The sequence below is a fragment of the Dactylosporangium salmoneum genome (genome assembly GCF_039532525.1).
GTDB lineage: Bacteria > Actinomycetota > Actinomycetes > Mycobacteriales > Micromonosporaceae > Dactylosporangium > Dactylosporangium salmoneum.
In genome coordinates, this window is record NZ_BAAARV010000148.1 from 1 (window position 1) to 8,535 (window position 8,535).

Here is an 8,535-nt window from a genome sequence, read left to right on the forward strand (position 1 = left end):
ACCGGCGCCCAGGTCGGCCGGGGCCGCGGCGAAGCGCATGAGCGCGGTGGCCGGCCAGGCGCCCCAGGACCGGCGCCCAGGCGGCGGTGCCGGCCGCGGGCAGGTACCGCTCCAGCTCCCCGGCGGCCACCCCGGCGACGATCAGCTCGGCGGCGCCGCCGACCCGCCCGGCCGCGGCGCCACTTCCGGCGCGGGAAGCCTGCCGCCCTCACCTCGGCCTCGGCGTGCTCGTCGGGCAGGAGGCCGAGCGCGCACGGGGCGGGCCGCCCTCGGCCTCGACGCCGAGGACCGCGACGTCGGCGTCGGCGTCGCGCCAGGCCACCCGGGCCTCGACGCACTGCTGGGCGGGGCCGCCGAGGTCGAGGTACACCTGGATCGAAACCGCGTCGGCGAGCACGGTGCCGGCGGTGATCCGGTAGCCGGAGCCGTAGCGCGCCGTGCCGTCGCCGCGGGTCACCCGCGGCTGATGCGGTGGCCGTCCGACCGGCTACTCCTCGCCGGGCAGGGCCTCGCCCGAGATCGTGGCCGGGCGGCCGGGGGCGTCGGCGCGGACCGGGCGCAGGCTCAGCTGGATCTTCTGGGTGACGGTCGTGGCCCGCTTGGTGCCGGCGTTGGCGTCGAGGACCCAGAACTTGACCTTGATCCCGGGGTCGGCGGAGCGCTCGACGGCGACGGTCAGCTCGAGGTTGACCGCGTCGGCCTCGAACTTGAGGTCGGCGTTCTCGCCGGCCCACATGGCGCGGCTCAGCTCGTGGCGCAGCTGCCAGATGACGTCGGCGAGCTGGATCGCGTCGTCCACAAAACCTCCAGATGTCCGGGGTCAGCCAAGCGTGTCGATCGAACGGAGCGCCTCGATGACGCTCGCGATGTGGGCGCGCATCGCGTCCTCGGCGGCCTTCGGGTCACGGGCGCGGATCGCGGCGATGATCGCCTCGTGCTGCGGCAGGGACGCCTGCGGGCGGCCCGGCAGCAGGGCGAGCATGAACTGGTGGCGGACCAGCTGGCCGCGCAGCGTCTCGATGATGCCGTCGGCGGTGCGGTGGCCCGCGATCCGGCGCACGAGGGCGTGCAGCCGATGGTTGAGGTCGCTGTAGCGGCGGTACTCCCCCGAGTCCACGGCCCGCCGCATGAGCAGCCCGATCTCGTCGAGCTCGGTGGCCTGCTCCGGGGTGACGCGCTCGGCGGCGCGGGCGGCCACGAGCCCCTCCAGCGCCATGCGGACCTCGGTGATCTCGACCGCCTCGGCCATCGACACCTTGCGCACGTGCGCGCCGCGGTTGCGCTGGATCTCCACCAGGCCCTCGCCGGCCAGGTCCTGCAGGGCGATGCGCACGTTGAACCGGCTGGCCCCGAGCCGCTCGCTGAGCTGGGCCTCGACGAGACGCTCGCCGGGCAGGTACTCCCCCGCCAGGATCGCCGCCCGCAGCGCGTCGCGGACGCTGCCGGCCCGCGCGGCGCCGTCCTCGTCATTGGCCGGCACAGCGATCCCCTCCTCTGCGGCGGCCGCCAGAATACCGCGCCCCGCCACCGGCCGGTCCGGCTACCGGGCCGCCGCCGCCCGCAGCAGGAACCCGCCGCCGTCGCGCCGGCCGACGGTGAGCGCGCAGCCGGCCGCGTCGAGCCGCTCGCGCAGCCCGGACAGGCCGTGGCCCGCCGAGCCGGAGACCGGCGCGTCCTCGGCCGCCGCGGCCAGCTCCGCGGTCGGGCCCCGTCCGTCGTCGCTGATCTCGACGGCGCCCCGGGCGAGGCGGATCCAGCAGTGCTTGGCCTCGCTGTGCCGCACGACGTTGGTCACGCCCTCGCGGACCACCCAGGCGAAGACCTCCTGCCGGTCGGGGTCGACCTCCTCGCCGGTGACCGGCACGTCGGCCTCGATCCCGGCCGCGTCGAGGGCGCTGCGGGCCGAGGCGAGCTCGGTGGCCAGGGACATCTCCCGGTAGCCGGCCACGGCCGCACGCACGTCGACGAGGGCCTCCCGCACGAGCCGCTGGATGTCGGCCAGCTCGGCCTCGGCGCGCTCGGGGGCCAGCTGCACCAGCCGCGCGGCCAGCTCGCTCTTCACCGACACCACCGTCAGCGAGTGGCCGAGCAGGTCGTGCAGGTCGCGGGCGAAGCGGTTGCGCTCGGCGGCGACGGCCAGCCGGGTGATCTCCTCGCGGGCCTCGGCGAGCTGGGCGTTGCGCTGCAGGACCCGGGTCACGCCCCACACGGCCAGGGCGGCCACCATGATGGCGAAGGTCAGGTCGATGCCGCGGTCCCAGCCGGGCACGGCCCGCGGCAGCACGAACGCGGCGGCGGCGCAGCTCAGCACGACGCCCCAGGCGCCGGCCGCGGGCAGCGAGAAGACGGCGGCGACGGCGACGTAGACCAGCGCGGTGAGCCCCGACTCCCCGACGTCGACGGTGAGCACCGCGGCCAGCGCGACCAGCACGGCGAGCAGGACCAAAGACCAGGCCAGGGTCGGGACGCGGCCGGTGGCGCGCCGCTCGCGGCGGATCGCCATGAAGCCCAGCAGGTAGACGACGCAGAACGCGACGGCCGCGGTCAGCCCGGTGACCCGCTGCCAGACCTCGGGGCGGTGCCAGGCCTCGCCGATCGGGCCGGCCATGTAGAACAGCCACACCGCCGCCCACGCCCAGAAGAACCGGGACGCGGGACGGCGGTCGGACAGGCCGGGAGGCATGTCGAACACGGTAACCGACCTCAGGCGCGCGCGGTGTCCACGCGGAACCGGCGCAGGGCGATGACGGCCAGGACCAGCGTCCAGCCGAGCAGCACCAGGATCGCCTGGGTGTCGATGTGCCCGCCGTCCAGCGGGCTGCGGGCCACCTGACCGGTCCAGTAGGACGGGGTCAGCTTGGCGATGTACCGCAGCGTGTCCGGCATGAGGTCCACGGGCACCCAGAGCCCACCGAAGGCGGCAAGGGTCAGGTTGATCAGCGCGGAGACCTGCTGGACGCTGTCGGGCTTGGCGAGGTACCCGATGACCACGCCCAGCGCCGCGAACGGCAGCGACGACAGCCACGCCCCGACGAAGCACAGCACCCACTCGGCCGCGCTCAGCCGCACGTGCAGCCCGGCCGCGCCGACGACGAACGTGACGACCACCGGCAGGATGCCGACGACCAGGGCGAGCAGCACCTTGTTCAGCACGTAGGCGGCGGGCGAGAGCGGGGTCAGCCGCAGCGTGCGGTTCCAGCCGAGGCCGCGCTCGACGGCGATGGTGCCGCCGCTGGAGATGGCCGCGGTCATCGCGCCGAACAGCGCCATGCTGACCATGACGTACTTCTTCGCGTCCGCGTTCCCGCCGACCGACACGCCGCCGATGATGAGCACCAGCAGGGCCGGCATGAGGGTGGAGAAGATGACGACGCGCTTGTTGCGGAACAGGCGGACGGCTTCCAGCCGCATATAGGTCAGGTTCACTGCATGCTCCCGGCGGCGGTGAGGGCGATGAAGGCGTCTTCGAGGTTGCGGCTGGTGACCTCGATGTCGTGCGCGGAGGTCGTGGCCAGCAGGGCGCGCAGGGCGGCGTCGGAGTCGTCGCAGTGCAGCAGCACGGTCTCGCCGCGCGACTCGACCCGCTCGACGCCGGGCAGCGCGGCCAGGGCGGCGAGGTCGGCGCCGGGGATCGCGGCGCGGATGGTGCGGCCCGACACGGCGGCCTTGATCTGGGCGCCGCTGCCGTCGGCGATGACCCGCCCGGAGCGCAGCAGCACGATCCGGTCGGCGTAGTCGTCGGCCTCTTCGAGGTAGTGGGTGGCGAAGAGCACCGTGCGGCCCTGGGCCGTCTCCTCGCGCATCGAGGCCCAGAAGGCCCGGCGCGTCTCGACGTCCATGCCGGTCGTGGGCTCGTCGAGGACGAGCAGGTCGGGGTTGACGACCAGTGCCATCGCGAAGCGGATCCGCTGCTGCTGGCCGCCGGAGAGCCCGGCGACGCGCTGGCGGGCGAACTCGGCGACGCCGGCCCGCTCCAGCACCTCCGCGACCGGGCGGGGGTTGCGCTGCAGGGCCGCGGCGAGCCGTACCGTCTCCTCGGCCGTCAGGTCCGGCAGGAGGCCGCCGCTCTGCATGAGCGCGCCGACCGCGCCCTGCGCAATGGCCTTGGCCGGGGCCTCGCCGAACAGGCGCACCTCGCCGGCGTCGGGCCGCTGCAGCCCGAGCAGCATGTCGATCGTGGTCGACTTGCCCGCCCCGTTCGGGCCGAGCAGCGCGACGACCTCGCCCCGGCGGATCGTGAGGTCGAGCCCGTCCACGGCGGTGACCTCACCGAACCGCTTCGTGAGCCCGGTCAGCTGGACTGCGTCGTTCGTCATGTCCACAGCATGGCCCGGGATCGACGCCCGTCCGGCTGCATCGCGTCACCCGCACCCCCATGACATCTGTCATGAAGGCCGTCGCTTGCCACGCCCGGCTACCGTCGGCGGCGTGACGCGGCGGCTGTGGCTGGTCGGCACGGCCGGGCTGACGGCCGGGGCCGTGGTGGCGACCGTGGCCCTGGCGCCCGAGGGCTCGGCGCCGCCGGGCCGGGCGCTGCAGTGGCTGCTGTTCGTGGGCTCCTCCGTGCACGTGGCGGCGACCGCGTGGTTCTTCACGGTGCCGGAGGTGCGCCGCCACGCTTGGCAGAGCCGGATGCGGTACGTCCACGTGCCCGCCGCCCTCGTGGTGCTCTGCGCCGCCGTCGCCGCGCTGCTGCCGGCCCGGCTGCTCGCCTGGCCGCTGCTGGGCTTCTTCGCCTGGCAGTTCTTCCACTTCCAGAAGCAGAACCTGGGCCTGGCCGCGCTCGCGGGGGTGGCGCACGGGGCGGGCTCGCTGCGCCCGGGCGAGCGCCGCGCCGTCGTCGCTGCCGGCCTGGCCGGCACGGCCGCGCTGCTGGTCCGCCCGGAGCTGCTGCAGCTGGCCGTGGACACCCGCATGCCCTGGCTGTTCCCGCTGGCCGGGGCCGTCTTCGCGGGCGCCGTGCTGGCCGGGGTCCGGCTGTTCCTGCGCCGGCCTCGGCAGGCCCGGCCCGCGCCGTTCGCCGTCGTGTACGGCATCTCGCTGCTGTTCTTCGCGCCGGTGTTCGTCTTCGCTTCGCCCTACGCCGCGGTGGCGGGGCTGACGATCGCGCACGGGTACCAGTACCTGCTCATCGTCGGGCTGGTCGCGGGCGCCCGGACGCCCTCGGCGGATCGGCCGGCGCCCGTGCTGGGGCTGGCCGCCTTCGTGAACATCGCGCTGCTGGGCGGGCTGGCGCTCAACGCGGCCTCACACCTGCACGACGGCGGGCCGGTGGCGCGGGCGGTGTTCGGCGCCTACACCGGGCTGCTCATGGCCCATTTCGTGGTCGACGCGGGGTTGTGGCGCCTGCGCGACGCCTTCCCCCGCGCCTTCCTCACCGAACGCTTGCCCTACCTTCTGGCTCGTTCAGCCCCCGCCGCAGCCACCGGCGGCGCCTGAGGCAGGCGCGGCGATCGCGACGACCGCCACCACGGCCACGGTCAGGGCGACCACGGCCAGCAGGATGATGAGCCGGGTGCGGCCGCGACGCCGCGGCTCGACCGGCGCTTCCGCTTCGATCGGCGCTTCTTGAAGTGCCATGGGCCGACGATAGCGGTTCCGCGCAATATCCTGGCGGCGTGCTCGTCCCGGAGATCGTGCGCAGCAAGGCCCGGGCGGCCGGCGCGGAGGCGTGGCTGGCCGCGGTGCCCGGCCTGGTCGCCGGCCTGGAGTCCGACTGGGGCATCCGGTTCGGCCGGGTGCTGGAGGGCGGCACCGAGGCCCTCGTCGCCGAGGCCGAGCTGGCCGGCGGCGCCCCGGCCGTGCTCAAGCTGCACATCGACCGGCCCGGCGGGCACGCCCGGCACGAGGCCACGGTGCTGCGCCTGGCCGGCGGCGACGGCTGCGCCCGCCTGCTGCGCGCCGACGAGGCCCGCTCCGCACTGCTGCTGGAGCGGCTGGGCCCGGCCCTGTCCGAGCTCGGCCTGCCGCTGCCCCGCCGCCTGGAGATCCTCGCCGACGCCGCCGCCCGGGTGTGGCGCCCGGCCGCGGACGCCGGCCTGCCGACCGGGCGGGAGAAGGCGCACTGGCTGGCCGGGTTCATCGCCGCCGCCTGGGAGCGCACCGGCCGCCCGTGCTCCGAGCGCGCCGTCGCGCACGCCCTGGCCTGCTGCGAGCGGCGCGCCGCGGCCCACGACGACGAGCGGGCCACGCTGGTCCACGGCGACGTGCACCAGTGGAACGCGCTGCGGGCCCCCGGCGGCTTCCGGCTCGTGGACCCGGACGGGCTGCTGGCGGAGGCGGAGTACGACCTGGGGGTCCTCATGCGCGAGGACCCGGAGGACCTCATGGCCGGCGACCCGCGCGCCCGCGCGCGCTGGCTGGCCGCCCGCACCGGCCGCGACGAGACGGCGATCTGGGAGTGGGGCGTGGCCGAGCGCGTCTCGACCGGCCTGCTCCTGCACGAGGTCGGCCTGCAGCCGGTGGCCCGCGAGATGCTCGCCGCCGCCGACCGCATAGCGTCGCTGCCGTGAGCATGATCAGCGTGCACGTCCGCCTGCGCCCGCGCGAGCTCGAGCACCTCCGCGAGCTGCTGGACTCCGAGCCGGCCGCCGCCCGCGAGTACGCCTCGTCCCTGCGCGACGCGGGCCAGCGGGGCCTGGACGTCGACAAGGCGTGGGCCGCGCTGGACCGCCTGCTGACCCGCCGCGAGGCCCCGGTGGTCGTCTTCGGCGGCGGCGAGGCGCTGAGCACGCACGAGTGGGGCTACGACGCCCCGCGCCTGCTGGACCCGGACTCGGTCGCCGAGGCCGCGCGCTTCCTGGCCGCCACCCCGTTCGTGTCCCTGGCCGGCGACGACGCGCTCGAGGTGCTGGATGCTTCCGGGGTGTACCCCGGGATCTGGGACGAGGACTGGGCGCTGGACTACCTGTCGTACCACTACGCCCGCCTCGCCACCCTGTTCCGCGCCGCGGCCACGGCCCGCGAGCCGATCCTCACCTGGACGGCCTGACGACCCCGGACGGGCGACCCCCGATCGATGGATCCGGTGCCGAAACGGCTACGGGCGGTGACGACGGGCGCGACCATGGCAGAGTCCCCGTCCCCCATCGTTCGGAGCCTCGACGCCGATGCCCGCGAACCGGATGCGGCGCGCGGCGGAGCGCTCGCTGCGCCGGGACGCCGGCGGCCGCCCACCGGCACTGCTGGGCCCGGACGGCGTGCGCATCGACCCCGCCACCCTGCTGGAGCGCCGCGGCGAGCGCCTGTGGCTGCTGACCTCCCCGGGCGCCGCCGACACCGATCCCCTGGCCTGGCTGTCGCGGCTCGCGCGGCTGCGGGCGGCCGCCGACCCGGCCGTCGCCCAGCGCCCGGTGCTCGTCGACCTGCCCCGCCTCGCCGCCGACGGCCCGGTGACCACCGACGGGCTGCTGGCCGCCGTGACCGGCCCCGGCGCCTGGTCCGGGCCGGCCAATGCGAAGCGGCGCCGAGCCAGACCGGGCGGCACCGAGCACGGCTACCTGGTGCTGCTGGCCGGGCTGGACACGGCCGGCGGCGCGGTGCGGGCGGCCGTGGCCGGCCTGCCCGGCCCGCTGGCCCGGCTCGCCGGGGCCTCGACCGTCATCACGCTCTCCCACGCCGAGCCGGTCCCCGGTTTCCACGTCCCCGCCGTGCTCCTCCCCGGCCCCCGGACCGGGAGCGGCCCGGCGGTCCCCGGTTTCCACGTCCCCGCCGTCCTCCTCCCCGGCCCCCGGACCGGGAGCGGCCCGGACGCGGACCCGCACGCGCTGGCCGGGGAGGCGGCGTGGGAGGCGCTGGCAGGGCGGCTGCGCACCCAGCGGCCGTGGCCGGCGGGCCTGCTCTCCGCCGTGGTGGCGGCCTGCACGACGGCGCCCGAGGAGCTGCGGTGGCGCATCATCGACGATCTCGCCGCGCTGCCCGACCGGCGGCTGCTGTTCCAGGCGGCGCCGGCGGCCGGGGCGGCCGACGACGACGGGGTGCGCCGGGCCGCCCGCACCGAGATCGAGGCCCTCGCCGGGACCGCGGCGGGGGTCCGCGACGCCCGATGGCTGGGCCGGCTGCTGGACGTGCTCGCGGTGCTCGACGCGGGGGCGCACCGGCCCGACGCGGACGCGCCCGCCCCCGACGCGGTACTGCTGCGGATGGCCGCGACCGGGCGCCCCGGCTCGGCGCCGCTGACCCTCCTGGCCCGCCGCGACCCGGGCGCGGCGATCGCCGCCGCGGAGCGCACCGCCGACCCGCTCGACCTGGACGCGGTGGCGCGGGCGGCCGGCGACCGGCGTGTGGCCCGGGCCGTGGTGCGGCGGGGCGGGGTGTACCCGCCGTGGGAGACGGCGCTGGTGTACCGCGCCCAGCTCGACCCGGCCGTGGCCCACGCCCTGCTGGCCGAGCCCGACCCCGTCGGCGGGCCGGCGCTCGCGGGCCGCTGGCGGGAGTTCCCGCTCACCCGCGGCAGCGCCCTCGGCCGACTCCTCGACGATGTCCTGGCCCGCCCGTGGGCGTGGCCGGCGCACGCCGCGCCGCTGCTGCTCACGC

General features: G+C 76.5%; 11 protein-coding genes. 4 read left to right on the forward strand and 7 right to left on the reverse strand.

Annotated elements, in window-relative coordinates:
- Nucleotides 1–208: 208 nt before the first annotated feature.
- From ABD352_RS57365 to ABD352_RS57390, 6 genes are read right to left on the reverse strand one after another with little or no spacing between them, the layout of a single operon-like run.
- Nucleotides 209–457 carry a hypothetical protein gene (locus ABD352_RS57365; RefSeq protein ID WP_344621144.1) on the reverse strand — a complete coding sequence of 83 codons (249 nt, stop codon included), beginning with the start codon at nucleotides 455–457 and terminating at the stop codon, nucleotides 209–211.
- Nucleotides 458–487: 30 nt separating this feature from the next.
- Nucleotides 488–799 carry a trypco2 family protein gene (locus ABD352_RS57370; RefSeq protein ID WP_344621145.1) on the reverse strand — a complete coding sequence of 104 codons (312 nt, stop codon included), beginning with the start codon at nucleotides 797–799 and terminating at the stop codon, nucleotides 488–490.
- A 21-nt stretch (nucleotides 800–820) separates the two neighbouring features.
- Nucleotides 821–1,480 (reverse strand): GntR family transcriptional regulator, encoded by a 660-nt coding sequence (locus ABD352_RS57375; RefSeq protein ID WP_344621146.1) that lies wholly within the window; start codon nucleotides 1,478–1,480, stop codon nucleotides 821–823.
- A 60-nt stretch (nucleotides 1,481–1,540) separates the two neighbouring features.
- Nucleotides 1,541–2,683 (reverse strand): sensor histidine kinase, encoded by a 1,143-nt coding sequence (locus ABD352_RS57380; RefSeq protein WP_344621147.1) that lies wholly within the window; start codon nucleotides 2,681–2,683, stop codon nucleotides 1,541–1,543.
- 20 nt (nucleotides 2,684–2,703) lie between these two features.
- Complete coding sequence (locus ABD352_RS57385) at nucleotides 2,704–3,426, reverse strand: ABC transporter permease (protein ID WP_344621148.1); 723 nt, start codon at nucleotides 3,424–3,426, stop codon at nucleotides 2,704–2,706.
- Nucleotides 3,423–4,316 (reverse strand): ABC transporter ATP-binding protein, encoded by an 894-nt coding sequence (locus ABD352_RS57390; RefSeq protein WP_344621149.1) that lies wholly within the window; start codon nucleotides 4,314–4,316, stop codon nucleotides 3,423–3,425. Before ABD352_RS57390 ends, ABD352_RS57385 begins: the two co-directional genes overlap by 4 nt.
- A 112-nt stretch (nucleotides 4,317–4,428) precedes the next feature.
- On the opposite strand from ABD352_RS57390, the gene ABD352_RS57395 reads away from it, so the two are divergent.
- On the forward strand, nucleotides 4,429–5,439 hold the full coding sequence (locus ABD352_RS57395; protein WP_344621150.1) for a hypothetical protein: 1,011 nt from the start codon (nucleotides 4,429–4,431) through the stop codon (nucleotides 5,437–5,439).
- Here the strand turns inward: ABD352_RS57395 and ABD352_RS57400 are convergent.
- Nucleotides 5,407–5,580, reverse strand: coding sequence for a hypothetical protein (locus ABD352_RS57400; RefSeq protein ID WP_344621151.1), 174 nt, complete (start codon nucleotides 5,578–5,580; stop codon nucleotides 5,407–5,409). The two genes, ABD352_RS57395 and ABD352_RS57400, sit on opposite strands and share 33 nt — an antisense overlap.
- A gap of 38 nt (nucleotides 5,581–5,618) precedes the next feature.
- Here ABD352_RS57400 and ABD352_RS57405 point away from each other — a divergent pair, with 38 nt between their 5' ends.
- The 3 genes from ABD352_RS57405 to ABD352_RS57415 form a co-directional block, all read left to right on the forward strand.
- Nucleotides 5,619–6,512 carry an aminoglycoside phosphotransferase family protein gene (locus tag ABD352_RS57405; RefSeq protein ID WP_344621152.1) on the forward strand — a complete coding sequence of 298 codons (894 nt, stop codon included), beginning with the start codon at nucleotides 5,619–5,621 and terminating at the stop codon, nucleotides 6,510–6,512.
- A 2-nt stretch (nucleotides 6,513–6,514) separates the two neighbouring features.
- Nucleotides 6,515–6,991 (forward strand): DUF1877 family protein, encoded by a 477-nt coding sequence (locus ABD352_RS57410; protein ID WP_344621153.1) that lies wholly within the window; start codon nucleotides 6,515–6,517, stop codon nucleotides 6,989–6,991.
- A gap of 118 nt (nucleotides 6,992–7,109) precedes the next feature.
- Nucleotides 7,110–8,535 (forward strand): hypothetical protein (locus ABD352_RS57415; RefSeq protein ID WP_425554025.1); only part of this gene is annotated, 1,426 nt, incomplete at its 3' end.

Excerpts from the sequence above, each read along its gene's own strand:
- ABD352_RS57390 (WP_344621149.1), bottom strand. The coding sequence starts at position 4,316 with ATGACGAACGACGCAGTCCAGCTGACCGGGCTCACGAAGCGGTTCGGT.
- ABD352_RS57400 (WP_344621151.1), bottom strand. The coding sequence starts at position 5,580 with ATGGCACTTCAAGAAGCGCCGATCGAAGCGGAAGCGCCGGTCGAGCCG.
- ABD352_RS57410 (WP_344621153.1), top strand. The coding sequence starts at position 6,515 with ATGATCAGCGTGCACGTCCGCCTGCGCCCGCGCGAGCTCGAGCACCTC.
- ABD352_RS57380 (WP_344621147.1), bottom strand. The coding sequence starts at position 2,683 with ATGCCTCCCGGCCTGTCCGACCGCCGTCCCGCGTCCCGGTTCTTCTGG.